This is a genomic window from Streptomyces sp. NPDC101160, from assembly GCF_044768205.1.
Classification (GTDB): domain Bacteria; phylum Actinomycetota; class Actinomycetes; order Streptomycetales; family Streptomycetaceae; genus Streptomyces.
The window spans coordinates 81,436-107,067 of record NZ_JBIWPJ010000011.1 but is presented as its reverse complement, the minus strand read 5'-3'; the positions used below and the strand labels follow the sequence as shown (position 1 = coordinate 107,067).

Sequence of the window (25,632 nt, the reverse complement as noted above, 5' to 3'; positions counted from 1 at the left end):
GGGCCCAGGGTGGCCGGCCTGGCGCCCCGCGCCCGTCGGAGCGTCGTCCGGCGGTAGTCGGCGAGCGCCTCGGGTGTAGCCCGGCCGTGAAAAGTCCCTCCGCGCCGTCAGGCGCAGAGGGACGAGGCACGGGTTTCAGGCCGTGGGATCAGCCAGGATCAGCCCGTGAAGTAGTTCCACTTCTGGTTGGCCTGGCCGCCGCCGCAGTCCCACAGGTTGGCGTTCGCGCCCCACTCCGTCGACCAGCCGCCGATCTCCAGGCACTTGTTCCACGCGTTGCCGTTGGTGATCTCCTGCGCCGGGTCGTTGATGCTGTACGACGTGGGCACGCGCCACAGCTGGTTGGCGCCGCCGGTGCAGGCCCACTGGCGCACCTGCGTGCCGTTGCCGGTCCCCCAGTCGGCCGCCTCCAGGCACTTGCCGCTGTTCGCGTTGATGATCTGCGAGTAGTACGCGTCGACCTTCGAGATCTTCCAGACCTGGTTGGCGCCGCCCGTGCAGCCCCACTGCCGTACGGCTGCGCCGTTGTCCAGGCTCCAGTCCGCGACCTCCAGGCACCAACCGCTGTTCGCGTTCTTGATCCTGCTGCCGTAGACCTCCGCCGAGGCGGGTGTCGTCGACACCAGGCTGAGCAGCACGCCGGCCGTCGCCGCGATGCCGCCGATGAGCTTCACTCGATTCGCTCGCACGAATCCCCCTGTCGTTTCATCACTCGATCGTGCCGCGGGCCGACTGCGGGCGGCACGACCGAGGACCGTAACCAGGGTTGCTGCGCGGGGTCTTGGAGAAAAGCGCGCGGTCAGCCCGCCGCCTTGACCGCCGCGTGTGGTGTGAGCTGGGGAGGCCCGGCTCCTTCGACGGCCCCACGAACGAGCCGTTGGTCTAGAGGACGTCCAGTCGGAGGCGGAGTCGGCAACCGCCGGGCCGGTCGTCGGTGTCGATGCGGAGGGTGTATTCGCGGTCGTTGTCCACGGGGCTGAAGCTGCCGTCCGAGGGCGGGAGGGCGTTTCCGCACTGGGCGCGGTCGCCGTCCGAGGTGTAGTTGACGCCGATGCTCTCGCCGCGAGGAGTCGAAAGGGCGAACGTGAGATCGCAGCCGCCCTGCCGGTTGTCGGTGTCGATCCGGATGACGGGGCCGAAGGTGCGGGACGTCGTACTGACCGGGATCCGGTGGGTGCCCTGGTTTCCGCACTGGGCGGGGTCGCCGCCGGGGGTGGACCTGAAGGTGTAGGTGGCGATCAGGCCGGGCAGTTCGTTCTCCGGGTCGTAGATGCCGAACGCGAGCTGACAGCCGCCGGCTCGGGAGTCGGTGTCGAAGCGGATCACGTCGGTCGGGGTCGCGCTGTACTTCCACTGCTCGCCCGTTCTTCCTCCGCACTGGCCGGGGTTGCCGTCGGGGTTGAACTGGATGCCGAGCTGCATGTCGAGGGCTTCGGCGCGAGCCTGGGCGAGGGGCGCCGGGGCAACGCTGACGGCGGCCGCCGTCAGCGCGGCGGAGGTGAGCACCAGGACCCTCTGAGTGATGCCCTTCATGGCATCGATTCCCTTCCGGACGGAGAACAAGATCCCCCGGAGGGGAGGATTCCGGCGCTCCGGACGGCCCAAACCGATCACAGGCGTATGGGGACCGACGCCCACCCCAACAGCCCAGCCGCTCAGTCGATGTGCACGATCTGGAACGCCTCCGCCATCCGGCCCGGCGGCAGGCCGCCCGCCCTCGCGTGTTCGCTCAGCCAGTCCCGCAGCAGGCCGGCCAGGTCGTCGAAGTGGGCGGTCTGGGAGGTGTGGATGCGCAGCGCCTCGACCTTGCGGTCGAAGACTGGGGTGACGTCGACGTACTGGTTCGGGGTCGGGCCCGTCATCAGCCACAGCTCGTGGACGATCCAGGGCTCCAGGCCCTCCTGCTTCAACAGCTCCGGGTGAGCGAAGGGGTTGCGGGCCTCGGGGTAGATCGCGCGCAGGCAGGCGTCGCCGACGGCGCGGTGGTCGGGGTGGAGGTCGGCGACGCGCGCCCAGTTGATCTCGGGGGAGGGGATGATCACGCGCTGCGGGCGGACCTGGCGGATGATCCGGCACAGGTCGCGGCGCAGGTCGACGCTCGCCTCGACGAAGCTGTCGGGGTAGCCGAGGAAGACGACGTCGACGACGCCGCTGAGCTTCGCCGAGTGCATCTGCTCGGCGCGGCGCAGGTCCGCCATGGCCTGGCGGGGGAGCATCGGGTCGTAACCGCCGGCGTCGCCGTCCGTGACGATGCAGTACGTGACCTGGGTGCCGCGCTCGATCCACTGCATGACGGTGCCGCTGACGCAGAACTCGATGTCGTCCGGGTGCGCCGCCACCACCAGCAGTGATTCCGGCGCACTGCGGATGGTCGGGTCGATGTCCAAGTCCTCCATGGAGCCAGCCTCTTGGCGTGGCGGGAGCGTCGCAAGGCCAAGTCGTGGCGTGAACCGGACATGGCACTTACGCGCCAGTCAAAAAGTTGGTAGATTCAAATCATTGGGTGCGACATGTGGACAGCGGGCAGTGGCGGCGACCAGTGGCGACTGCCGGATGAGATCCGGAGGCGACCTTCATGTGCAGGATCCTCGGCTCGTTCGCCGCAGGAGCGGACCGACCCGACCCGGCCGAACTCGCCGCGGTCTCGGCCCGCCAGCGGCACGGCGGCCCCGACGAGCACCAGGTGCTCAGCGGCCCCGGCTGGTCGCTCGGCTGCGACCGGCTCGCCGTCACCGACCCGTGCGGCGGCACGCAGCCGTACCGGCTGCCCCACCTCCCCGGCATCCTCGCCGTGCTCAACGGCGAGATCTACAACCACGACGAGCTGCGCCGCCGCCTCGCCGCGCGCGGCCACCGCTTCCCCGACCGGTGCGACGGGACGCTGCTGCCGGCGCTGTACGCGGAGTACGGGCCGGCCTTCGCCGAACACCTCGACGGCATGTTCGCCGTCGCCGTCCTCGACCTGCGCCCCGGCGGGACCGGCGGCGGCTCCCAACTCGTCCTCGCCGTCGACGACATGGGCATGAAGCCGCTCCACGTCCACCACGACCCGTACGACGGATCGACCCGCTTCGCGTCCGAGATCCCGGCGCTGCTCGCGTTCGAGGGGGTGCGGATCGCGCCGCGCGAGGACGCGCTGGACACCGTCCTCGCGACCCGTACGAGCTACTCGACGCACACCGCGCTCGACGGCATCAGCGTCCTGCCACCCGGTGCGACGGCGCTCGTACGGCCCGGCTGCGCGCCCGTCGTACGGCGCCGCGCGCCGCACGCGTCCGCCGCCGCGCGGCCGGTCGGCGACACCCAGGACGTGCTGCGGCACGAGGTGCGGCGGCTCGCCACCGCGGACGCGCCGGTGTGCGCGATCACCAGCGGCGGGCTCGACTCCGGGCTCGTCACGGCGCTCGCGGCCGAGCACGCGCGGGAGACGGACGCGCCGCCGCTGCACACCTTCCACCTCACGTACCGCGGCAAGTGGCCCGGCTCGGAGTCCGCGTACGCCCGTGCGGTCGCACGCCGGGCGCGGACGGTGCACCACGAGGTGGTCGTCGACCCCGACGAGATCCCGTCGCTGCTGACCCGGACGGTACGACACCTGGGGCAGCCGAACGCCGACCCGATCGCGCTCTCCACGTACGCGCTCTTCCGGGCCGTCCGGGAGAACGGCTTCACCGTCGCGCTCGCGGGCGACGGGGCGGACGAGCTCTTCGGCGGCTACGACAGGATGCGGGCCGCGCTCACGGCGCCGGCCGGGATCGACTGGGCCTCCGCCTACGCGGACGCGCTGTCGGCGGCGCCGCGGCTGCTGCGCGAGCACCTGTACACCTCCTCGTACGCGGCGTTCATCGCCGACGAGGGGTCGGCCGCGGACCGCATCGAGCAGGAGCTCAGGTCGGCGGAGGTGGCCGGGACGGACCGCACGACCGTCATGACCGCCTTCGAGACGCGCTGGCGGCTGCCCGCGTACCACCTGCGGCGCGTCGACCACCTCTCCATGGCCTGGGCCGTCGAGGCGCGGCTCCCCTTCTGCCAGCCGTCCGTGGTCACCCACGCCCGCGAGCTGCCGGTGGCGGCGCGGCACGGGAAGCGGGCGCTGTACGAGGCGGGCGCGGAGCTGCTGCCGGGGAGTGTGCTCAACCGGCCGAAGCAGCCCTTCACGCTGCCGGTCGCGGCGATGATCTCGCCCGGCGGGCCGCTCCTGGACACGGTGCGGGAACTGCTGTCGCCGGCACGGCTCGTACTGGGCGGCAAGGTGCGCGCGGACCGGGTCCAGAAGCTGCTGAAACGGCACCTGGAGCGGCCGAACCAGCACGCGGCGCTGACGCTGTGGGCGCTGGCAGTGCACGAGCTGTGGACGGACGTGGTGCAGGGCATGCGGATACCGGTGGGCTGTGCGGCCTGAACCGGCCCACCCCGTGTGGGCCTTGCCGGGCCCAGGCTCCTCGCGCCGTGACGCCCAGCACGAGGGCGGCGCCGTCGTGGGCGACGCAGGCCCAGGGGGCGGAGGCGCCGCCGAGCGCGCCGTCCCGTGTGCCCACCCTCCCCCAGACTCCGTCCGGGGGGACCCCCATCGCCCCAGCGGGACGATTGCCCCCACGGGGGTGGGCGGCGGCCCCGCCCCGGCGGGCCCGCACGTCACCGCCCACGTCGTCCGGGCCGACGACGCCCCCGGGCCCACGCTCGTCCTCCGGCTCGACGAGCTGCCGCCCGGCGCCCTCGCCCTCTCCGGCGAGTTGGCGCGGGTGCGCCACGCGCTCGCGGCCCGTACCCCGTACGCCGAACTCAACAAGATCGCGGTGTACGGGGCTTCGACGCGGCCGGGCGTCGACCTCGACTACCGGTTCGTGCAGGCGCTGCCCGAGAACCGCTTCGACTTCCGGACCGGGTGCGGGCATTCGCTGCTCGCCTGTGTCGTCGCCGACGGCCGTCACCACCGGCCCGTCACCGTGCGCGCGGTGACCACCGGCGACGTCATCCGGTGCACCCCGTACGGGGACTCGTACAGTCTGGACTTCCTGCGCGCGCCCACCGCCCCGGGGACGCTCCCGACCGGTCGCCCGGTCGACCTCGTCGACGGCGTGCCCGTGTCCGTCGTGCGCTACGGCAACCCGTACGTCTTCGTGGACCTACGGCATCTCCCTCCGGACGACCGGGGCGCGGACCTCGAACGACGCCTCCTCGCACTCCGCGCCCGCGTTGCACCCACCCTCGGACACGCGCCGCACTCGCCGCTCCCGAAGATCGCCGCCTTCACCCCAACACCCCACGGCGGCATCGCCGTTCGTGCCCTCACGGTCGGCGGATGGCATCCGCGGCTCGCGCTCACCGGGGCCGCCGCGCTCGCCGCGGCCGGGGCGATCGAGGGGACCGTCGTCCCGGGGCCGGTCACCACCATCGAGACACCGGGCGGGACGGTCACCACCTCCACCGCCCCGGACCGCGTCCGCGTCCACGACAAGCGGGCCCGCGTCCTCGACCGGATCCGGCTCCCGTGGCGTATCCACGCAACGGCGTGAACGCGCACCCCTCCGGCCGGGCGATCGCCCCGTCTCCTCTGCCACGCTGAAATACGACCGCCAGCCGGCATCCCATCCGCATCCGTGGGGAGAGCAGACGCACATGAAATTCGAGAATCTGCGTGTCGTCGTGACCGGGGCATCCCGCTATTTCGGCCGCGCGCTCGCCGTCGGATTCGCGCATCTCGGGGCGGAGGTCTATGTCTCGGCACGTACCGTCGAGGCCGCGGAGCGGACCCGCTCGGAGGTCATGGGGGCGGCCCGGGACCGCATTCACGCGTTCGGCTGCGACCTGAGCCGGCCCGCCGAGATCCGGGAGTTCGCGGCCCGGGTGGGCGAGCGGACGGACCGGGTGGACCTGCTGGTGAACAACGGGGCCCGGTGGCTGGACGGGATGGACCTGGAGGCGGCGAGCGACGACCAGATCGTGGAGACGATCGAGTCGACGGCCGGCGGCACCGTCCTGATGGTGAAGCACTTCCTGCCGCTGCTGCGCCACTCCCTCCGGCCCGACATCGTCAACATGGTCGCGGTCCGCGACGCGGAGGGCGCCTCGGCGGCCGCCGCCGGCGCCGCGCACGAGGCGTTCTGGGCGGCGAAGTCCGCCCAGGCCGGCTTCGCCGACATCCTGTCGCGCCGCCTCCGGCCGTCCGGCGTTCGGGTGTTCTCGCTCTACCCGCCGGACTTCTCCACCTCCGACCCGCGGTTCGCCGAGTGGGACGGCGCGAACCCGGACGGCGTGGCCCCCGACGAGAAGCTGACGACGCAGGCGCTCTTCGAGTGCATCGTCTACGCCGTCGAGCAGCCGCGCGACTGCTTCATCCGCTCCTTCCACTTCGAACCCCGCTGATCACGCCGACCCGGCTGACCCATTCCGCTGAGCGCACCGCACGACAGCGTCAAGGAGGTCCCATGAACACGCCCGTCTGGATCACCGCGACCCCTCCGGCCACCCACGGCGAACTCCACATCGGCCACCTGGCGGGCCCGTACGTCGCGGCCGACGTCCTCACCCGCTTCCTGCGCGCCGAGGGCGAGCCCGTCCGCTTCACGACCGGTACCGCCGACCACGCCAGCTCCGTCGAGGTCAGAGCGCGGCGTCTGGGCCGCAAGCCGGAGGAGGTCGCCGAGGGCTACCGCGCGGCGATCACCGCGGACTGGCTGCGTTCGGGCGTCGAGTTCGACCACATCGTCAGGCCGCGCAAGGACCGCGGGTACGGGCGCTGGGTGCAGGAGCTGTTCAGCCGCCTGTACGCGCAGGGGGTCGTCGCCCCGCGCACCCGCCTGCTGCCGTACTGCGAACCGTGCGAGCGCTGGCTGTACGGGGCGCACGTCACCGGCTCCTGCCCGCACTGCGGCGCGCTGAGCGACGGCGGCATGTGCCACGAGTGCGCCCGCCCGAACGACGGCGGCGACCTGATCTCGCCGCGCTGCTCGCTCTGCGACACGCCGGCCGTCGCCAAGCGCTGCCGCCGGCTCTACGTACCCCTGGAGCCGTTCCGCGACCAGCTGTCCGACTACTGGGCGATGGCCGAACTGCCGCCGCGGCTCGCCGCGTTGTGCGAGTCGCTGGTGGAGGACGGGCTGCCGGACATCGCGGTCGGCCACCCGGCGGAGTGGGGCCTGGAGGTGCCGGTCGAGGGCTTCCCCGACCACCGGATCGACGCCTGCTTCGAGGCGGCGGCGATGCACCTGTTCGGCTACGACACCAAGGGCCCGCTGCCCCGCCGCACGATCCACTTCTGCGGTTTCGGGCACGCCTTCTGCCATGCCGTGCTGCTGCCGGTGCTGCTGCTCGCGCAGGACATCAAGCTGCCGCAGGAGTTCAACGTCAACGAGTCGTACGTGGTGGAGGAGGGCGTCCGCGAGGGCAACGTGTGGGCGCTCGACCTGCTGACCGAGTACGGCTCCGACACCCTGCGCCGGCACGTGCTGCAGACCCGGCCGACCGGCCGCAGGACCGTCCACCAGCGCGACCGGCTCGCCGCCGCGCGCCTGGAGCTCGACGAGAACTGGAACGCCTGGCTCGGCCGGCTCTTCTCGGCCGTCCGCGAGGAGTGCGACGGGCTGGCGCCGCAGGCGATGCCCGGCGGCACCGGCTGGGCGGTCCTGGAGCGCCGGCTGCACCGGGGCGTGGACGACCTGCGCGAGGCGTACGGCCCCGACGCCTTCGACCCGCGCCGGGCGGTCGCCGTGCTCGACGAGATGGTCCGCTCGGTCGCCGACTTCGGCTATGTCAACGCCCACGAACGCTGCCGGCCCACCACCTCCTGCCGTCATCTCCCCGCCCTGGCCGCGCAGTTGGCGGTCGCCTCCGCCCTGTCGGCGTGGGCGCGGCCGGTGATGCCGGAGGGCGCGGACCGGCTCGCGGCGGCGCTCCAGGTGGAGCCGGGCCGTGCCGTCGACTGGTCGGCACTGATCGCTCCGCTGCCGGGCACCCGGCTCGCGCCGCCGTCCGGTCCGGTCTTCGGCTTCTGAACCGCCGCTCACCCAGCCCCTTACTTCTAAGCCCCTAAGAAGTCGCGTACTTCGTGTACTTCCTACGCGTCCTTCGAGGATCCCCACCGCGATACCCGCTCCACGCAGCCCGGCACCCACCCCTGCCGCGTGACCGCGCGCCACGCGCAGGGACACGTGGCCCACCCCACAGGAGTCCCCCGTGTCCCTGCGCGTCGCCATGCTCAGCGTCCACACCTCGCCGCTCCACCAGCCCGGAACCGGGGACGCCGGCGGGATGAACGTCTACATGGTCGAGCTCTCCCGCGCCCTCGCCGAACAGGGCGTCGAAGTCGACCTGTTCACCCGCTGCCGCGGCGAGGGCCTGCCCGGCCTCGTCGACCTGGAGCCGGGCATCCGGGTCCGGCACCTGCACGCGGGCCCGCGCCGGGCGCTGCCCAAGGAGGCCATGCCCGACCTGGTCCTGCCGTTCTCGCTGGCCCTGCTGAAGGAGGACCGGCGCTACGACGTCGTCCACTCGCACTACTGGCTGTCCGGGCAGGCCGGCCGGATCGCCGCCTTCGGCTGGGGCACCCCGCTCGTGCACACCGCGCACACCCTCGCCCTGGTGAAGAACGCCCACCTCGCCGCCGGCGACACGCCCGAGCCCGAGCTGCGGATCCGCGGCGAGCACCGGATCGCCGCCGACGCCGACCGGCTCATCGCCAACACGGCCGACGAGGCGGAGGCGCTGCGCACGCTGTACGGGGCGGAGCCGCCGCGCACCGAGGTCGTACGGCCCGGGGTGTCGCTGCGCACCTTCTCGCCGGGCGAGGGCAGGGCGGCGGCGCGGGCCCGGCTCGGGCTGCCGGCGGACGCCTTCATCCCGTTGTACGCGGGGCGGATCCAGCCCCTGAAGGGCCCGGACGTGCTCGTCCGGGCGGTCGCCGAGCTGCTGCGGATGGCGCCGGAGCTGCGCCGGCGGCTGCTCGTCCCGGTGATCGGCGGGCACTCGGGCGCGACCCGGGAGGGCTCCGCCTGGCAGCTGGCCGCGGAGCTCGCGGTGACGGACGTGCTGAGGCCGTGCCCGCCGGTGCCGCAGGAGCGGCTCGCCGACTGGTACCGGGCGGCGGACGTGCTGGTGGTGCCCTCGCGCTCGGAGTCGTTCGGCCTGGTGGCGGTGGAGGCGCAGGCGTGCGGCACGCCGGTGCTCGCGGCGGCGGTCGGCGGGCTGCCGACGGCGGTGCGGGACGGGGTGACGGGGCTCCTCGTGCAGGGCCACGATCCGGTGGAGTACGCCCGCAGGTTGCTGTGGCTGGCCCGGCACCCGGAGGTACGGGTCTCGATGGGGGAGGCGGCGGTCCGGCACGCGCGGGGGATGAGCTGGCGGGCTTCCGCGACGCGGACGATCGACGTGTACGAGGACGCGCTGGCGAGCCGGGTGCGGGCGACGTCGGCTGCGGGCGCACGGGTGGGGCAAGGGCGGCGGCACGCCCCTGCCCCGGCGGCCTCTCTCTCCTGGAGGAACGAGAAGGCCGTAGCACGAGTCTAGCACCTCTTTTGGTTCGACCAAAGGTTAGAGACGGCCTGGATCGGACAATTCCGTTCCCGTGGCGGCGGATTGACGCACACACGCCATGGCAGGTCCACGCATCGACAATCTATGGATTCACTCCAGGGGCCCGGACAGAATAGAGATGTCTTCAGGGAACAGCCCGGCGGCACGGGCCCCCGAAAGAAGACGGAATCGATATTCCAACTCCTGGAGGAATCATGTCCGCTGAGCAGAACTCCGGAATTCGCCGGGCGGTGCGCCAGCTCGCCCTCGCGCTCGTGGCCTGTCTGGCCGTCGCAGGTGGCGCGGCCGTGGCCGCCGCTCCGGACAAGGAGCCGGCGCAGCTGGAGCAGCACGCGGGTACGGCCGTCGACTGGCCGGGCCCGGCGCCGACGGCCTCGCCGACCACCAACTGACCTTAAGTTCCTCGCATTTGATTCCAGAAGAAAGTCCCCGTCATCGCTGCCACGATTGCGGGGACTTTCTTTTCGTCATTGTCCGGAGCCTGCGCCGGGCGCAGCTCAGTCGATCCATCCCAGGCGCACCGCGCGCACTCCCGCCTCGAACCGGCTCGTCGCGCCCAATTCCTGCATCAGCTCCGAGAGCATCCGGCTCACCGTGCGCAGCGAGACCCCCAGGTTCCGGGCGATCTTCTCGTCCTTCATGCCGCCCGCGAGCATCTGCAGCGCGGCCCGCTGCTGGTCCGAGAGGCCGTCGCCGCCGCGTTCGGGCGCGATGTCGTCCCCGAACGGTGTGGCCGTGTGCCAGCAGTGCTCGTACAGGCTCAGGAACGAGCGGACCAGGAGCGGGCCGCTGGCCAGGACGGCGCCCTCGGCCGGCGCCTCCGGGCGCAGCGGGACCAGGGCGTACTGCTCGTCCACGATGACCATGGTCATGGGGAGTTCGGGCGCGATGCGGACCTCCACGCCCAGTTCGGCGCGGCGGTTCAGGACCTCGGCGGCCTCCGGCCGGGCGGCGTCCTGGTTGCGGTAGATGGCGCGGATCCGCACGCCCTGGTCCAGCTTCCGGCGGTCGCGCTCGAAGATCCGCTCCGGCACCTGCTTGGCCGGTCCCGTCGGGTACATCGAGCAGGACGTCTCCTGGGTGACGTCGACGATGTCCTCCAGGGCCTGCTGGATGCGCCGGTAGTCGGTGATCGCCTCCACCGCGATCTGGGAACTCGTGAGCGAACCGGGCCGCAGGAAGGTGCCGGCCAGCGTCTCCAGGGTGCTGTACGCCTGGTCGGCCTCGGCCAGGTACTCGCGCAGCAGGGCCCGCTCGCGGTCCAGGATCCGCAGCAGCGCGATCTCGGGGTCGACGGAGGCGACCGCGTCCGCCTCCGGCCGCCAGCCGGCCCTGCTCAGATCGGCGCTGGAGGCGTGGGTGCTGGTGGTGGGCACGATCAGACCGAGGGTGATCAGTTCGGCCCGACATCGCTCGTGCTCTTCCGGCCGGAGACCTAACTCGGCCGCCACCTCGGGGAAGTTCGAGACGCCTCTTCTGCGCAGCTCCTGGTAGAGGGCCACCAGCTGACCATGGATCCGGCCGTCCCCCGTCACGCCACCCGCCGTACTCACGGTCAGGCTCCCCCTTCTCCTCGTGCTCGACCCGCTCCCCGCGCCTGCTCGCCGTGCGTGATCCACGTGTTCCACGTACGGGCTCCCCGCACAAGTTCCCGGCGCGAGGAGTCGGTTCGCGTCCTAGGTCGCCTGCTCGTACGACTCGCCGTCGAGCAGCCCGAGCCGGGCCGCCTTCACGCCCGCCTCGAAGCGGCTGGCGGCGTCCAGTTCGTGCATGACCTCGGAGATCAGCCGGCTGACCGTGCGCAGGGAGACGCCGAGGTTGCGGGCCACCTGCTCGTCCTTCACCCCGGAGGCCAGCATGCGCAGCGCGGCCCGCTGCTGCTCGGTGAGGCCGTCGCCGCCGTTCTCGGCGGACTCCTCGTGGCCGTACGGGGTGGCCCCGGACCAGCAGTACTCGTACAGGGCCCGGTAGGAGCGCACCAGGCCCGGGCCACGGGCCAGGATCGTGGCGGAGTCCGGGTCGCGCGGGTCGGTCGGCAGCAGCGCGAAGTTCTCGTCGGCGAGGACCATGTTCATCGGGACGACGGGGGAGAGCCGGATCTCCACGCCGAGCGCGCTCCGCTCGGCCAGGTGCTGCACCATCTCGGGCACCTGGCCGACCCGGTGGCTGTACATGGCCTGGACGGAGACACCGCGTTCGATGTGGTCCCGGTCCCGGTCCAGTTCGAGGGCCATCTCCTCGCGCCGTACGGAGCCGGTCAGCATCGACTGGAAGGAGCCGCGCACGGAGTGCGTCAGGTCCGACAGCTCGCGCCGGATGCGGGCCGGGTCGTCGACGATCTCGACCTCGACCTCGGAGCCGGGCTCCATGCCGGCCCGCAGGAACGGTCCGGCGAGCGTTTCGAGCGCGGTGTGGGCCCGGCTGGTCTCGGCCAGCCGGCTCTCCAGGCGGTCGCGTTCGTGCTGGAGGAGACGGAGGAGGGCGACATCGGGGGCGACGACGGAATCCGCGGCGTCGTCCGTGGCGGCCGGGGCCGGCTCGACCAGACCGAGGGAGAGCAACTCCTGGCGGCAGCGGTCCCGTTCGGCGCCGGTCAGCTCGATCCGCTCGGCGACCTTGTCGAAGGGCTCGCCCGGGGTACTGCGGAGTTCCTGGTAGAGGGCGAGAGCCTGCTCGCTTCCCGTACGTGCTCCGACGGCGTTTTTGGACACGGCGCAGCAGACTCCCCTCGGATCGCGCGGATCCTGTTGAAACGCCCCGCTAGACCCTGCCACAAATTCGAACGCGTCGCACGGTGTTCACGTTCTTTCAGCGCGCGGGGGGCTCTTCGTCGCAGTCGGGGCACAGGCCCTTGAAGACCACCTCGGCGTCGCTCACGCGCCACTTCGGCAGACTGCCGGCGGGCGGGGCGGGGGCGGTCGCGGACACGTTCTCCACGCGGCCGCAGTGCAGGCACAGGGCGTGCTGGTGGGGCGGGCCGGCGATCTCGAAGACGGCCGGCAGGCCGGGCCGGTCGAACTTGCTGACCAGGCCGGTCTCCTGGAAGTGCCGCAGCATCTCGTAGACGGCCTGGCTGGTGAGCGTGCCGAGCCGCTCGCGGGCGGTGGCGGTGATCGCCTCGACGTCGAGATGGCCGCCGGCGGCGAGCACCGTGAGCACCTCGAGGCGCGGACCGGTGACCCGCAGGCCGACGTCACGCAGGCGCTGGATCACCGCCTCGCGGCCCGTCAGCTCTTCCACGACTGCCATCTTCTCCGCCCGCCACCCGCCACCTGGTCGGCCCAAACTTTTGTGGGCATCGTACCTCTTGGCCGTCCCGGCCGTCAGTGGCCCGTGCCGGCCGTCTCAGTCGTCCGTCCGGCATACGAGCAGCACGCTCTCGGTCCGCTCGTCGATCCGGTGCCGGCGGCGGCCCTCGATGTGCAGGCCGGCGGAGTGCAGCTCGGCCGCGAGCAGCTCGCCGTCCACGATCCACTTGTCGGTGGTGAGCACCACCCGCTCGGTGGAGAGCTTGCCGGTGCGGGCCGTGTAGTACGTGATCCGCTCGCGCATCGAGCGCAGGTCGAAGTCCTGCCGGGCGACCACCCACTCGTCGAGACCGTCGAACCGCGGCACCTGGAACGCCCAGGTCCGCTGCGGTTCGGCGACCAGCCCCGGCACCAGGTGCGAGGTGTAGTCGAGCGCCAGCGCTCCGCCCGCCCCCAGGTGCGAGGCGATCTCGCGCAGCAGCCGGGGCCGCGCCTGCGGCGGTACGGCGGAGACCATCGCGCCCGCGAGCAGCGCGAGCCGGTAGTCGCCGTCGAGCCGCAGCTCGGTGAGGTCGGCCCGGGTGGTCACGATCAGCCCGGCGACCTGCGGACCGATTCGCCGGGCCCAGTTCTCGAGGCGTTCCAGGGCGGGGCCGTCCCGGTCCACGGCCTCCACGGCGAAGCCGTGCCGGGCGAAGGGGACGGCGAGCCGTCCGGCGCCGGAGCCGAGATCGAGAACGGGGCCGCCGGTGGACCGGGCGAGGGAGAGGTACCGGACGATGTCGGCGCTGTGCGGGCCGAGGAGCGCGTCGTGCAGCCAGACCGAGTCCTCGTCGCCGGGCGAGACCGTCTCGAGTCCGGGAAGGGAGTCGGACGTGAGCCGGATGCCGGCGCCGGGGGCGGGCGGTTCGAGCGGGCCGGGGAACTCCGGCCGGTGGGGGTGGTGGGGCTGGTGCGGCCCTCGTGGGTGGGCCCGCTCGTATCGGGACGGCAGGACCGGCGCGAGCGCTGCGGGCACGACGGGCAGGGAAGTGCCGCTCGGTGTGTGCATCGCTCCTCCAGGGGCTCGCCGGTCCGTGCCGTCCGAGGGCGAGGAGCCCGTGCCGCCGGGTCCGCGCCGCTGTGCTCCATCCTGACCTGCGGCGGATGGCCGGTTCCAGCGGATCCGGGGGCGTGAACACGCGATGGCGTGTGTCTGCCACGCTCGGGTGTTCGGGGGAGGGATGTGCGAGGAGGCGCCGCTCTGAAAGGGAGGCGGTGGAGAGGGGGGCGACTCAGAGGGGGCGGTTCAGCCGGGTTCCGGTCGGCGGGGCCGTCGCGGCCCTCGTGGCCGACGGGGCGAGAGGGGCGAGCGGGGCGAAGCCCACGTGCTCGTAGAAGGACAGGGACGGATCCCGGTCCGCCGGCAGCGTCACCCGCTGCTCGGTCGCGCCGAACGCCCGCATCCGCTTGCTCGCCGCTTCGAGCAGCGCCGATCCGACGCCGCCGCGCCGCGAGTCCGGGCACACGGCGAGCGCGTACAGCTCGCCCTCGCCCGGTACGGGCACGCCGCCCGCGGCCACGCCGATCAGGGCGCCGTCCGGTCCGGTGGCGACCAGCCATCCGAGCCAGCCGGGGGCGCCGCCGGGAATTTCAATTTCCGCGCGGATACGGGGAAGTGCGCATTGCGTGGAGACGAGACGTCGGGTGGGGATTTCGCCGAGTATTTCCGAATAGCTGTCCCGAATGGCTTCGGCCAACAGCCTGGATATCGTCGTCGCGTCCGCGGCTTCCGCCGCCCGCACGTCAGCCAGCTGCATTGGTCAGTACCCTTCGACGTGTCGAGCTGAACGCCAACGTACCCACAATAGCCGGGAATTCAGACGAGTGTGACCGACATGAAATCTACGAATTCTCTTAGTATTAATTCGGGAACGAGCAGCAGGTGATGATCAGTGGCGCCGCCGCGAGGCCGGCCGCCGCGATCGTGAGCAGCCCGCGCAGCACCGGATGTCCGGCGGCCTGCGGAGTGAGGATGCGCCGCATGCGCAGCGCCGCCGAAGGGCCGCCCGCCGCGAACGCCTGGCGTGGTGCCTTTCCGGAGGCGAGTGCGTAGAGCGCGGTGGCGAGCGCGTCGCGCGAACAGCGGCGCAACGCCCGGTCGTCCGCGGCCATTTCGAGCAGCAGCGGTACCGCGGCGCCGCCGAGCCGGGCGAGCGGGAGGTGCGGGAAGACACCGGCGAACGACTCCGCCGCCGCGACGAGCAGATGGTGCCGCCCGGAGATGTGCGCCCGCTCGTGCGCGAGCGCCGCGTCCAGTTGCGGGGAGGTGAGGGTGGTGAGCGCGCCGGAGGAGACCACGACCCGGCGCGAGCGGCCCGGCAGGCAGTAGACGACCGGCCGTTCGTGGTCCAGGACGGTGGCGCGGAGCGAGGCGTCGTACCGCCCCACGAGCCGCAGGGTCTCGGCATGAAGAAGCCGGCTCCGCCGGGCCCTGAGCAGGGCGCGGGCGAAGCCGGCGACGGGTGCGGCGAGCACGGCGACGGCGACGGCGAAGGCCGCACACTCGCGCTCCGACAGGTGCGACCACTCCTCGTAGGGCGGCATTTCGAGCGCGAAGAGGGCGTCGCTCAGCCGGTGACCGGTCCGGCTCGGCAGGACCAGCTGCGCGGAGAGGAGGGCCGCCGAACCGGCGAACAGGGCCCCGCTCGCCGCCCACACCGTGAGCGCGAGCCGTGGCACCTGCTGGGCCCAGCGGGCCCGGATGAGCAGCCAGGGCACCAGGAAGCCGGTACAGAGGATGATCCCGAGCGGGGGCAGGGTGTGGTGGTTCATCGGGCCCCGCCGACTTCGCCGGTTTCGCCGTCCTCGGCGCCGGGTGCGCGCCGGGCGGTGCGCAGGGCCGCGTCGAGGGCCGCCATGTCCTCGTCGGAGATGGTCTCCACGAAGCGCAGCAGCGCGGCGGGCCGGTCCTGGCTGTCGCCGAGTGCGTCCTGCATGAGCCCGGCGGTGTACTCCTCGCGGCTGCGGACCGGTTCGTACAGCCAGGCGCGCCCCGATTTCTCGCGGCGCAGCCAGCCCTTGCGGTGGAGTATGTCGGCGACGGTCATCACCGTCGTGTACGCGACCGGGCGTCCCCGGTTGATGTCGTCGACGATCTCGCGGACCGTCGCGGGCCGCTGCCAGGCCCACAGCCGGTCCATGATCTCGGCCTCCAGCTCTCCCAGCCGGCGCACGTGCATCCCCTCCCCGCTCACGGGCGGCTCATCGTACGGGCCGCCGATCCTGCTCAGGTATACCCCCCAGGGGTACAATGGCGGGATGATGACCTCCATGGCGAACCGCCCCTGCGCGAAGGTCTGCGTCCCCGGTCTGCCCGGTTCGGTGGAACTGGTGCTCCTCCGTCAGGTGCTCGGCCTGTGTCTTCGGCTGAGTGTCCGGCTGACCGCGGACTGCCCTTCGCGCAAGGGCGGCTGAATCCCTGTTCGGTTTTCTTCGACGCGAGTCCGTCAGATCCGGTTCGGATCCGGTTCGGATCCGAACCGGATCGGCTTCGGGGCCGGGCCTCCATGGCCCGGCCCCGAAGTGTTCTCCCGGTCAGGTGCGGATCAGGCGGGCGATCGCCTTGGACGCCTCGCCGACCTTGACCTTGGCCTGGTCTCCGCCGGCCTCGATGGCCTCCGTGACGCAGCAGCTGAGGTGCTCGTCCAGGAGGGCCACCGCGCAGGACTGGAGCGCCGCGTTGATGGCGGAGACCTGGGTCAGGACGTCGATGCAGTAGACGTCCTCGTCGACCATCCGCTGCACCCCCCGGACCTGGCCCTCGATCCGGCGCAGGCGTCTGATGATGTCTTCCTTGTGCTGTACGTAACCGGCCACGGCGGCCTCCTTGTTCGGACAGTTACAGCAGGCGGTGGTGACGGGCGGGTTACTCGGCTCGGCTGTCGGCGGCCTGGAAGCCGCGCAGGCGCAGGCTGTTGCCGACCACGAAGACCGAGGAGAAGGCCATCGCGGCGCCGGCGATCATCGGGTTGAGCAGTCCGGCCGCGGCGAGCGGCAGGGCGGCCACGTTGTAGGCGAAGGCCCAGAAGAGGTTCGAGCGGATGGTGCCGAGGGTCTTGCGGGAGAGCCGGATGGCGTCGGCCGCGGCCCGCAGGTCGCCCCGTACCAGGGTCAGGTCGCCGGCCTCGATGGCCGCGTCCGTACCGGTGCCCATCGCCAGGCCCAGGTCGGCCTGGGCGAGCGCGGCGGCGTCGTTGACGCCGTCGCCGACCATGGCGACCGAACGCCCCTCGCCCTGCAGCCGCTTGACCACGTCCACCTTGTCCTGCGGCATGACCTCGGCGATGACCTCGTCGATGCCGACCTCGGCGGCGACGGCCTCGGCGACCGCCTTGTTGTCACCGGTGAGCAGGATCGGGGTGAGGCCGAGGGCGCGGAGCCGCTTGATGGCCTCGGCGCTGGTCTCCTTGATCGCGTCGGCGACCTCCAGGACCGCGCGGGCCTGGCCGTCCCAGGCGACCGCGATGGCGGTCTTGCCGGCCTTCTCGGCCGCTTCCTTGGCGGCCTTGAGGGACGGGGTGAGCTCCATCGCCCACTCCTGGAGCAGCTTCTCGCGGCCGACGAGGACGGCGTGGCCGTCGACGACGCCCTGGACGCCGAGTCCGGGGATGTTGGCGAAGTCCTCGGGGGTGGGCAGGGTGCCGACCCTGGCGGCGGCGCCGGTGGCGACGGCCTGGGCGATCGGGTGCTCGGAGGAGTGCTCCAGGGCGCCGGCGAGGCGCAGCACGTCGGTCTCGTCCGTACCGGCGGCGGTGTGGACCTTGATCAGGGTCATCCGGCCGGTGGTGACGGTGCCGGTCTTGTCCAGGACGATGGTGTCGACCTTGCGGGTGGTCTCCAGGACCTCGGGACCCTTGATCAGGATGCCGAGCTGGGCGCCGCGGCCGGTGCCGACCATGAGGGCGGTCGGGGTGGCGAGGCCGAGGGCGCACGGGCAGGCGATGATCAGGACGGCGACGGCCGCGGTGAAGGCGGAGGTCAGCTCCTGTCCCGTGCCCAGCCAGAAGCCGAGGGTGCCGAGCGAGAGCGCGATGACGATCGGCACGAAGACCGCGGAGATCTTGTCGGCGAGGCGCTGTGCGGCCGCCTTGCCGTTCTGGGCGTCCTCGACGAGCTTGGCCATGCGGGCCAGCTGGGTGTCGGCGCCGACGCGGGTGGCCTCGACGACCAGGCGGCCGCCGGCGTTCAGGGTGGCGCCGGTGACGGCGTCGCCGACGGAGACCTCGACGGGCACGGACTCGCCGGTGAGCATGGAGGCGTCGACGGCCGAGGAGCCCTCGACGACGATGCCGTCGGTCGCGATCTTCTCGCCCGGGCGGACCAGGAAGCGGTCGCCGACCTGGAGTTCGGCGGTCGGTACGGTGACCTCGCGCCCGTCGCGCAGGACCGTGACCTCCTTGGCGCCGAGCTGCATCAGCGCCTTGAGCGCGGCGCCCGCCTTGCGCTTGGAGCGGGCCTCGAAGTAGCGGCCGGCCAGGATGAAGGCGGTGACGCCGGCGGCGGCCTCCAGGTAGATGTTCCCGGCGCCGTCGGTGCGGGCGATGGTGAACTCGAAGGCGTGCGTCATGCCGGGCGTGCCGGCGGTGCCGAAGAACAGCGCCCACAGCGACCACAGGAACGCGGCGATGGTGCCGACCGAGATCAGCGTGTCCATCGTGGCGGCGCCGTGCTTGGCGTTGGTCCAGGCCGCCTTGTGGAAGGGCCAGGCGGCGTAGGTGACGACCGGTGCGGTGAGCGTGAGGCTCAGCCACTGCCAGTACTCGATCTGCAGGGCCGGGACCATCGCCATCGCGATGACCGGCACGGCGAGCGAGACGGCGGTGATCAGGCGCTGGCGCAGCGGGCGCAGCTCCTCGTCGGCCTTCTCCTCGTCGGAGGGGCCCTCGGGGGCTCCGGCGGCGGCCGGGCGCTCGGGCTCGGGCTCCTTGGCGGTGTAGCCGGTGGCCTCGACGGTGGCGATGAGGTCGGCGACGTCGATGTCGGCGTCGAAGGTGACCTTCGCCTTCTCGGTCGCGTAGTTGACGGTGGCCTCGACCCCGTCCATGCGGTTGAGCTTCTTCTCGATGCGGGCCGCGCACGAGGCGCAGGTCATGCCGCCGATGGCGAGCTCGACCTGGGCGGTGCCCGGAGTGGTCGTGGTCATTTCCTGCTCCTCGGTTTCGCTGAGTTCGGGGGCCGGGGCCCGGGCGTGGTGGGCGAGCCCCGGCGGCCGTTGACGCGGCTGCCTGAAGCGGCCGGGTCGGTCAGGCGCGGCCGGTCAGCTCGTAGCCCGCGTCGTCGACCGCCGCGGCGATGGCGGCCTCGTCGGGCTCGCCGCCGGTGACGACGGTGACCTTGCCGGCGGCGACGTCGACGTCGACGGAGATGACGCCGTCGAGGGCGCTGACGGAGGTGGTGATCGCGGTCTTGCAGTGGCCGCAGGTCATGCCGGAGACGGCGTACACCGTGGTGGTGGCGTCGGCGACGGCGGTGGTCGTCGAGATCTCGACGGTGTTGGTGGAGCAGCTGTTGTCGGGGGTGCAGCAGGAACCCATGTCGTCCTCCATCGTGCGGCGGTCTTCGGATACCCTCGGGGGGTATCGGTTACGAGATATGTATACCCCCCGGTGGTATCTCACGCAAGTGTCGACCTGACTTGACTTGATACCCCCCGGGGGTATGGTGAAGTGCAGTTGAGTGAGTCCGAGGACGACCCATGTACGGGAGAGCAGCCATGAACACCGGAGTGAAGATCACTGCCTTTGCCGCCGCGCTCGCCGCGACCTTCGGGACCGCGTACGGGGTCGGCAAGGGCGTCGGCCCGGTCGGGGAGCCGGCGAAGTCGGAGCACGGCGGCCACGCGGCGGCCGCGCCCGAGGGGGGTGGCCACGGCGGCCACGAGGGCCACGCGGAGGCGGCGAACGCGCCCGCGGCCGGCGGCCTCCAGGTCTCCGAGAACGGCTACACCCTCGCGCTCGACACCCCGGCCCCCCAGGCCGGCAGGAGCACGCTGAAGTTCTCCATCAAGGACGCGAACGGCCGGAAGGTCACCGCGTTCACCACCGAGCACGGCAAGGAGCTGCACTTCATCGTCGCCTCGCGCGACCTCACCGTCTTCCGCCACCTGCACCCGGTGCGCGCCGCCGACGGCACCTGGTCGGTCGACGCGGACCTGCCGGCCGCGGGCGCGTACAAGGCGTTCGCCGACTTCAAGCCGGCCGCGCCGGGCGCGAAGGGCGTCACGCTCGGCGCGGACCTGTCGGTGCCGGGGGCGTACGCGCCGAAGCCGCTGCCGCCGGTCGTGCCGGTCGCCGACGTCGACGGCTACCAGGTCCGCCTCGGCGGCACGCTCGACCCGGGCAAGGCGGGCGAGCTGCGGCTCACGGTCACCAGGGCGGGCAGGCCGGTGACGGACCTCCAGCCGTACCTGGGCGCGTACGGACACCTCGTCGCGCTGCGCGAGGGCGACCTGGCGTACCTGCACGTGCACCCGAACGAGGGCGGCCCCGGCCCGGACGTCTCCTTCACGGCGACGGCGCCGAGCACCGGCACGTACCGGCTCTTCCTCGACTTCCAGCACGAGGGGAAGGTCCGGACGGCGGCGTTCACCGTGCGGGCGGGTGCGACGGGCGTGACGGGTGAGACGGGTGCGACGACTGGGGCAGGACACGATGCGGGCGGCCACGCACACGGCTAGTCTGGTCATTGGACTAGACCTGTAGGCGCCTCCGGGTGGCCGCGCGATCCGTGGAGGATGGGCTCGATGAGCAACCGTGCAGTGCTGGAGGTGATCGCCCTCGACGAGGCGGACGCGGTCGCCGCCCAGGCCGGTGGGGCGGACCGCCTGGAGCTGGTCACCGACATGGCGGCGGACGGGCTCACCCCGTCCACGGCCGGCTTCTCCGCGATCCGCGCCGCGGTGGACATCCCGCTGCGCGTGATGCTCAGGCTGACGGACGGTTTCGCGGCCGGCGACATCGAGGCACTGGTGGCGCGGGCGTCGGAGCTGCGGGCGGCGGGCGCGGACGAGTTCGTCCTGGGCTTCCTGACGCCCGACGGCGACGCGGACCTGGTGGCGGTCGAGCGCCTGATGGCCGTACTGGACGGCTGCCGCTGGACCTTCCACCGCGCCATCGACCGCGCCGCCGACCGCGACGCCCTCCGCAAGCAGCTCGCCGACCTCCCGGGCCTCGACACCTACCTCACCGCGGGCGCCGCCACCGGCGTCGACGACGGCCTCCCCGTCCTGGCCGCGGAGGCCGCCCGCGCGGACGAGCCCGGCTACGAACCCCGGATCCTCGTCGGCGGCGGCCTCCGCCTCGACCACCTCCCGGCCCTGCGCTCAGCCGGCCTCACCGCCTTCCACATCGGCGGCGCGGCCCGCCCCCAGGGCTGGACGGCGCCAGTCTCGGCGGACGCGGTACGGACGTGGCGCGAGGCGATCGACGCGTAGACGGGGGCGGTTGGGGCGGCCTCAGGCCGCCGCTTCTCTGCAGTCGGCGCACATCGGCTTCTCGTCGTACGTCCGGATCGCCCGCTCGCACCCGTCGCAACTCACCAGCGGCGGCCGCGCGGGCGGCGTCGGCCGGGGCGCCTCCGGCGCTTCGGCGGGCAGCGGCGGCGGCAGCCTGGAGTCGAGCCGGTACGCGAGGAAGCGGGCCGGCTGGTGAATGGGCACGTGCTCGGGCGGCAGCGCGGCCGTCAGCGTCCGCGTGACCTGCTCGGGCCCGACCCCCTGTCCGAGCCACGTGTCGACGCTGGGCGCCAGCTCCCGCACGTCCCGCCAGGACAGCAGCAGCCGCGGGTCCACGGTGCGCAACCGTGCCAGAACGGCTGCGGCGACCTCGGACGCGGGCGACGGTGGCGGCGACGGAGGCTTCACGGGCGGCGGCGCGGGCTTCTCTCGTACGGGCGCGGGCGCGGGCGCGGCGGCGTCGGTACCGGCCGCCCCGGGCCGGTCATACGAGATCACCCGCGTGGCGAACCGCCCACCCCCGAGCGCCACCCGCCTCCGCTCCAAGTACCCGGCGGCCACGAGCTCGTTGAGCGCCCGCCGAACCGTGATCTCGCCCTCCCGAAAGCGCAGCGTGAGCCGCTTCACCGTCACGTCGGCGCCATCGGGCAGCGACTGGATGTACACGCCGATGCCGATCGCCGCGGCGGACAGCTTCGGGTGCTGGGCGAGGTGATTGCCGACGACGGTGAACCGGTCGCGGTGCCGGTGTCGTACGCGGATCACTCCTGCGCGTGGCGCGTCGGCGGGGATGTCGAACGGAACGGGATGCGCGGACACGGCCGCGTTAGACTGCGGATCAGCCATCTGGAAGCTTCGCTCTTCCTGATCGGTAGGCCCTCGTCAGGATTGCCGTCCTGCCGGGGGCCGAATTGCATATGCCGTTGTTGCGGCCGACCGTACCGCATCCGTCCGGGTTCCGGACTATCCGTCACCCGATCGTGTATTCACCCCAGTTGGCCGCCGAGGAGCCCCGGCGACGGGGGACGGAGGGGGCGGGTTGGGAAGGTTCTCTCCCGCCGTACTTACTTGGGCGTCGAGCAAAACCGGGACGTGGCGGAGCGCGTCCCGGAGAAGGGACGGCGTCGCAAACTCCGTGGCGGCCCTTCCGGCGCCCTCGTTAGCCTCCCGCGCATGGAGAACACCCTCATCGACGCCGCGCTCGTCCGCCGTCTCGTCGCCGCCCAGTTCCCGCAGTGGGCGCACCTCCCGCTCCGGGAGGTCGTCTCCGCCGGGACCGACAACGCCATGTTCCGGCTCGGGGACGGGCTCGTCGTGCGGCTGCCGAAGGCGGAGTGGGCCGCCGGGCAGGTGGAGAAGGAGGGGCGGTGGCTGCCGGGGCTGGCCGCCGGGTTGCCGTTGGAGGTGCCGGTGCCCGTGGGGGTTGGGGTGGCGGGGGAGGGGTTCGGGCAGGCGTGGGGTGTGTACGAGTGGCTGGAGGGGGCCGACGCGTACGAGGCGCCGGTACGGGATCTCGCGCACGCGGCCGTCGCGCTCGGGCGGTTCGGGGTGGCGTTGCGGGCGGCGGACGCGGCGGGGGCGCCGGTGTCGTTCCGGGGCGGGCCGGTGACCGCGTGGGAGGACGGGGCGATGGCCGCGGCGCTGCGGGACCTCGGCTCCGCGCAGGCGACCGCCGCCTGGGCGGAGGTGCTCGCCCTGCCGCAGTGGGAGGGCGCGCCGGTGTGGGTCCACGGCGACCTGCTGCCCGGCAACCTGCTCACCCGCGACGGCCGGCTCAGCGCCGTCATCGACTTCGGCGGCCTCGGCGCCGGCGACCCCGCCTGCGACATGATGGCCGGCTGGACCCTCTTCACCCCCGAGACCCGCCCCCTCTTCCGCGAGGCGGCCCAGGTCGACGACGCGACCTGGGCGCGCGGCCGGGGCTGGGCGCTGTGCTGGGGCATCGTGACCGAGCACGAATACCGGGAGAAGAACCCGGTGCTCGCCGCCGTGGCCCGGCGGGCCTGGTCGCAGGCGCTTCCCGAGTACGCCTGAGTACGCCTGAGCCGAACCGGCCCGACCGCTAGCCCAACTGCCCCGGCAGGTCGGCCGCGTGAACGACCGTCAGGCCGGACACCGCACGCGTCAGCGCCACGTACAGCCGTCGCAGCCCCGTCCGTTCGTCCGGCTCGCCGTCCACCACCGCCGCCGGCTCGTCCAGGACCACGTAGTCGTACTCCAGGCCCTTCGCGAGCGACGCCGGTACGAGCGTGAGGCGCGACTCGGCCGTGGTCTCCTCACCCGGGGAGAGGTACGCGAGGCCCGCCGCGTCCAGGGCCGCCGCCAGCGGGGCGATGCGGGCGTCGGCGGCGATGAGGCCGATGGAGCCCTCGTGGCGGAGGGAGTCCACGCAGGCCGCCACCACGTCGCCGTCGAGGTCGTCACTCCGCCGGATGACCAGCGAACCCGGGTTCTCACGCACGGACTTGACCTCCGCGAGCCCCGGCGACATGTGCGGCAGCAGCCGCGACGCGTACGCGATCACCTCGCGCGGCACGCGGAAGCCGGCCGTCAGCTCCTCGACGTGCGCCTCCGGCTTGCCCAGGTGCGTGAGGGCCTGCGCCCAGCTCTCCGTCGCCCACGGGGTGGTGCCCTGCGCGAGGTCGCCGAGGACCGTGGCCGAGCCGGTCGAGCAGCGCCGGCCCACCGCGCGGTACTGCATCGGGGACAGGTCCTGGGCCTCGTCGACGACGACGTGGCCGAGCGAGTGCGTGCGCTCGATCAGGTCGCGGGCCTCGTCGATGAGGACCGCGTCCGCCGCCGACCACTTCGCCGACTTCACGCTGCGGTACGGCTTGGCCCACAGCAGCGCCTTCTGCTCGTCCTCGTCGAGGATCCCGGCGGCGTGCTCGGCCAGGAACTCCGCGTCGCCGAGCAGCCGCAGCACCAGCTTGGCCGGGTCGACGGCCGGCCAGCACTCCTTCACGACGGCCTTCACGGCCGCGTTGCGCGCGACCGCGTTCTGCACCCGGTCGTCCGGGGCCTCGCCGGCCTGCTCCATCCGTACGAGCACGGCGTGCGCGATGCGCTGCGGCAGGGCCTCGCGGGCCGCGCCGTAGCGGATGTCGCGGTCCGTGAGCTCCCGGACGATCTCCTCGATCTCGTACGCCGGGACGCGCCAGCGCCGCGAGCCGCGCACCACCATCAGCGGCTCCGTCGGCAGCTTCACGTGCGCCCACACCGCGCGCCGCAGCACCTCCGCCATCCGGGCGTCGCCCTTGACGACGGCGGTCGCCGCCTCGTCCGTACCGCGCACCTCGACGTGGGCGACGAGGTCGTCGACCGTCGCCTGCTGCACCTCCAGCTCGCCGAGCGCGGGCAGCACCTGCTCGATGTAGTGGAGGAAGGAACGGTTCGGCCCGATGACGAGCGTGCCGGTGCGGGCGAGCCGCTCGCGGTGCGCGTAGAGGAGGTACGCGACGCGGTGCAGGCCGACGGCGGTCTTTCCGGTGCCGGGACCGCCCTGCACGCACACCGTGCCGGACAGGTCGGAGCGGACGATCTCGTCCTGCTCGGGCTGGATCGTCGCGACGATGTCGCGCATGGGGCCGACGCGCGGCCGCTCGATCTCCGCCTGGAGCAGGCGGCTGGTCTGTTCCAGCTCGGCGGGGTCGGAGAGGTGCTCGTCCTCGTACGCGGTGAGCTCGCCGCCCGTGTAACCGAACCGCCGGCGCAGGCCGACGTCCTGCGGGTCCTTCTTCGACGCCCGGTAGAACGGCTGCGAGACCGGCGCGCGCCAGTCGATCACCATCGGGTCGCCGTCGGCGTCGTGCACGTGCCGGCGTCCGATGTAGAAGCGCTGGCCCTCCTGGGTGGTGTGCAGGTAGTCGAGCCGGCCGAAGAAGAGCGGCGTGTCGGCGAGGTCGGCGAGCGCCTTGATGCGGTCCTCGATCTGCCGGGTGAGGATGACCGCGTTCACCCAGTTCGCGGTGACGTCCTTGATGTCGAGCGACTCCACGTCCTCGCGCATCGCGCGCAGGGCGGCGCGGGAGGCGCTGAGGTGCGCGCGCTCGCGCGCGAGAAGGTCGTCGGGGACGTCTGCGGACATGGTGAAGCCTCCGGGGCGGGTACGCGGACACGTCAAGGTGGCCGCCGGTTTCCGACCGGACGGCGGCACTCCGCAGAGGGAGGCGGGGAAGCTGGCGAGTGTAACGCCGGGCGGGGGCCGGGAGCGAATGGTTTTCACCCGCGCGGGACCCGGGCGGGACCGGGCGCGGCCGCGGCGAGGGCCTGGTCCCGGCGCCGGAGCGACGGCCTGGTCCCGCGCGGGTCCAGGGCGCGGCCGCGGCGAGGGCCCGGCCCCGGCCCCGTGGTCCCGCG

Annotated in this window: 25 protein-coding genes; 10 read left to right on the top strand and 15 right to left on the bottom strand. The window is 72.8% G+C overall.

The annotated features are described in order from the left end of the window. Window positions 1-158 precede the first annotated feature (158 nt). The 3 genes from ACIRSU_RS31775 to ACIRSU_RS31765 form a co-directional block, all read right to left on the bottom strand. Window positions 159-689: an RICIN domain-containing protein gene (locus ACIRSU_RS31775; protein ID WP_403799529.1), complete on the bottom strand. Its 531-nt coding sequence runs from the start codon at window positions 687-689 to the stop codon at window positions 159-161. 193 nt (window positions 690-882) lie between these two features. After that, complete coding sequence (locus ACIRSU_RS31770; protein ID WP_403799527.1) at window positions 883-1,533, bottom strand: hypothetical protein; 651 nt, start codon at window positions 1,531-1,533, stop codon at window positions 883-885. Window positions 1,534-1,655: 122 nt separating this feature from the next. Further along, entirely contained in the window at window positions 1,656-2,396 is a 741-nt protein-coding gene (locus ACIRSU_RS31765; RefSeq protein ID WP_403799524.1) for a PIG-L deacetylase family protein, read from the bottom strand. Window positions 2,397-2,575: 179 nt separating this feature from the next. Between ACIRSU_RS31765 and asnB the strand changes: the two genes are divergently transcribed. From asnB to ACIRSU_RS31735, 6 genes are all read left to right on the top strand, one after another. Beyond that, complete coding sequence (gene asnB / locus ACIRSU_RS31760) at window positions 2,576-4,402, top strand: asparagine synthase (glutamine-hydrolyzing) (RefSeq protein ID WP_403799521.1); 1,827 nt, start codon at window positions 2,576-2,578, stop codon at window positions 4,400-4,402. Window positions 4,403-4,601: 199 nt separating this feature from the next. Beyond that, window positions 4,602-5,516: a hypothetical protein gene (locus ACIRSU_RS31755; protein WP_403799518.1), complete on the top strand. Its 915-nt coding sequence runs from the start codon at window positions 4,602-4,604 to the stop codon at window positions 5,514-5,516. 103 nt (window positions 5,517-5,619) lie between these two features. Continuing rightward, window positions 5,620-6,366, top strand: coding sequence for an SDR family oxidoreductase (locus ACIRSU_RS31750; RefSeq protein WP_403799515.1), 747 nt, complete (start codon window positions 5,620-5,622; stop codon window positions 6,364-6,366). Between the two features lie 62 nt (window positions 6,367-6,428). After that, complete coding sequence (locus ACIRSU_RS31745; protein ID WP_403799513.1) at window positions 6,429-7,994, top strand: class I tRNA ligase family protein; 1,566 nt, start codon at window positions 6,429-6,431, stop codon at window positions 7,992-7,994. 199 nt (window positions 7,995-8,193) lie between these two features. Then, window positions 8,194-9,504: a D-inositol-3-phosphate glycosyltransferase gene (gene mshA, locus ACIRSU_RS31740; protein ID WP_403800082.1), complete on the top strand. Its 1,311-nt coding sequence runs from the start codon at window positions 8,194-8,196 to the stop codon at window positions 9,502-9,504. Window positions 9,505-9,725: 221 nt separating this feature from the next. Beyond that, window positions 9,726-9,923, top strand: coding sequence for a hypothetical protein (locus tag ACIRSU_RS31735; RefSeq protein WP_403799511.1), 198 nt, complete (start codon window positions 9,726-9,728; stop codon window positions 9,921-9,923). 105 nt (window positions 9,924-10,028) lie between these two features. Here the strand turns inward: ACIRSU_RS31735 and ACIRSU_RS31730 are convergent, their stop codons facing one another. The 7 genes from ACIRSU_RS31730 to ACIRSU_RS31700 all read right to left on the bottom strand — a co-directional run bounded on the left by ACIRSU_RS31730 (window position 10,029) and on the right by ACIRSU_RS31700 (window position 15,994). Next, complete coding sequence (locus ACIRSU_RS31730; protein ID WP_403799509.1) at window positions 10,029-11,084, bottom strand: LuxR C-terminal-related transcriptional regulator; 1,056 nt, start codon at window positions 11,082-11,084, stop codon at window positions 10,029-10,031. 123 nt (window positions 11,085-11,207) lie between these two features. After that, window positions 11,208-12,242: a response regulator transcription factor gene (locus ACIRSU_RS31725; RefSeq protein ID WP_403799507.1), complete on the bottom strand. Its 1,035-nt coding sequence runs from the start codon at window positions 12,240-12,242 to the stop codon at window positions 11,208-11,210. 97 nt (window positions 12,243-12,339) lie between these two features. Continuing rightward, on the bottom strand, window positions 12,340-12,771 hold the full coding sequence (locus ACIRSU_RS31720; protein ID WP_403799505.1) for a Fur family transcriptional regulator: 432 nt from the start codon (window positions 12,769-12,771) through the stop codon (window positions 12,340-12,342). 105 nt (window positions 12,772-12,876) lie between these two features. After that, window positions 12,877-13,830, bottom strand: a complete 954-nt coding sequence (locus ACIRSU_RS31715) for an SAM-dependent methyltransferase (RefSeq protein WP_403799503.1) — start codon at window positions 13,828-13,830, stop codon at window positions 12,877-12,879. A gap of 223 nt (window positions 13,831-14,053) precedes the next feature. Next, window positions 14,054-14,578, bottom strand: a complete 525-nt coding sequence (locus ACIRSU_RS31710; protein WP_403799500.1) for a GNAT family N-acetyltransferase — start codon at window positions 14,576-14,578, stop codon at window positions 14,054-14,056. A gap of 103 nt (window positions 14,579-14,681) precedes the next feature. Beyond that, window positions 14,682-15,593: a M56 family metallopeptidase gene (locus ACIRSU_RS31705; RefSeq protein ID WP_403799497.1), complete on the bottom strand. Its 912-nt coding sequence runs from the start codon at window positions 15,591-15,593 to the stop codon at window positions 14,682-14,684. Then, window positions 15,590-15,994 carry a BlaI/MecI/CopY family transcriptional regulator gene (locus ACIRSU_RS31700; RefSeq protein ID WP_403800079.1) on the bottom strand — a complete coding sequence of 135 codons (405 nt, stop codon included), beginning with the start codon at window positions 15,992-15,994 and terminating at the stop codon, window positions 15,590-15,592. Before ACIRSU_RS31700 ends, ACIRSU_RS31705 begins: the two co-directional genes overlap by 4 nt. Before the next feature lie 85 nt (window positions 15,995-16,079). Here ACIRSU_RS31700 and ACIRSU_RS31695 point away from each other — a divergent pair, with 85 nt between their 5' ends. Next, on the top strand, window positions 16,080-16,235 hold the full coding sequence (locus ACIRSU_RS31695; protein ID WP_403799494.1) for a hypothetical protein: 156 nt from the start codon (window positions 16,080-16,082) through the stop codon (window positions 16,233-16,235). A gap of 120 nt (window positions 16,236-16,355) precedes the next feature. Here the strand turns inward: ACIRSU_RS31695 and ACIRSU_RS31690 are convergent, their stop codons facing one another. The 3 genes from ACIRSU_RS31690 to ACIRSU_RS31680 all read right to left on the bottom strand — a co-directional run bounded on the left by ACIRSU_RS31690 (window position 16,356) and on the right by ACIRSU_RS31680 (window position 19,354). Beyond that, complete coding sequence (locus tag ACIRSU_RS31690) at window positions 16,356-16,637, bottom strand: metal-sensitive transcriptional regulator (protein ID WP_128981368.1); 282 nt, start codon at window positions 16,635-16,637, stop codon at window positions 16,356-16,358. A gap of 49 nt (window positions 16,638-16,686) precedes the next feature. Continuing rightward, a complete protein-coding gene (locus ACIRSU_RS31685; protein ID WP_403799492.1) occupies window positions 16,687-18,963 on the bottom strand; it encodes a heavy metal translocating P-type ATPase in 2,277 nt (758 codons plus the stop codon). 100 nt (window positions 18,964-19,063) lie between these two features. Then, window positions 19,064-19,354, bottom strand: coding sequence for a cation transporter (locus tag ACIRSU_RS31680; RefSeq protein ID WP_403799489.1), 291 nt, complete (start codon window positions 19,352-19,354; stop codon window positions 19,064-19,066). Window positions 19,355-19,533: 179 nt separating this feature from the next. Between ACIRSU_RS31680 and ACIRSU_RS31675 the strand changes: the two genes are divergently transcribed. Continuing rightward, window positions 19,534-20,496: a hypothetical protein gene (locus ACIRSU_RS31675; protein WP_403799486.1), complete on the top strand. Its 963-nt coding sequence runs from the start codon at window positions 19,534-19,536 to the stop codon at window positions 20,494-20,496. Between the two features lie 66 nt (window positions 20,497-20,562). Next, window positions 20,563-21,252, top strand: a complete 690-nt coding sequence (locus tag ACIRSU_RS31670) for a copper homeostasis protein CutC (protein ID WP_403799484.1) — start codon at window positions 20,563-20,565, stop codon at window positions 21,250-21,252. Between the two features lie 21 nt (window positions 21,253-21,273). On the opposite strand, the gene ACIRSU_RS31665 is transcribed toward ACIRSU_RS31670, so the two are convergent. Then, the gene (locus ACIRSU_RS31665) at window positions 21,274-22,092 is read right to left on the bottom strand and encodes a hypothetical protein (RefSeq protein ID WP_403799481.1); all 819 of its coding nucleotides are present in this window, start codon (window positions 22,090-22,092) and stop codon (window positions 21,274-21,276) included. A 354-nt stretch (window positions 22,093-22,446) separates the two neighbouring features. Here ACIRSU_RS31665 and ACIRSU_RS31660 point away from each other — a divergent pair, with 354 nt between their 5' ends. Continuing rightward, entirely contained in the window at window positions 22,447-23,307 is an 861-nt protein-coding gene (locus ACIRSU_RS31660; protein ID WP_403799479.1) for an aminoglycoside phosphotransferase family protein, read from the top strand. 28 nt (window positions 23,308-23,335) lie between these two features. Here the strand turns inward: ACIRSU_RS31660 and ACIRSU_RS31655 are convergent, their stop codons facing one another. Then, window positions 23,336-25,360, bottom strand: a complete 2,025-nt coding sequence (locus ACIRSU_RS31655) for a HelD family protein (RefSeq protein WP_403799476.1) — start codon at window positions 25,358-25,360, stop codon at window positions 23,336-23,338. Window positions 25,361-25,632 lie beyond the last annotated feature (272 nt).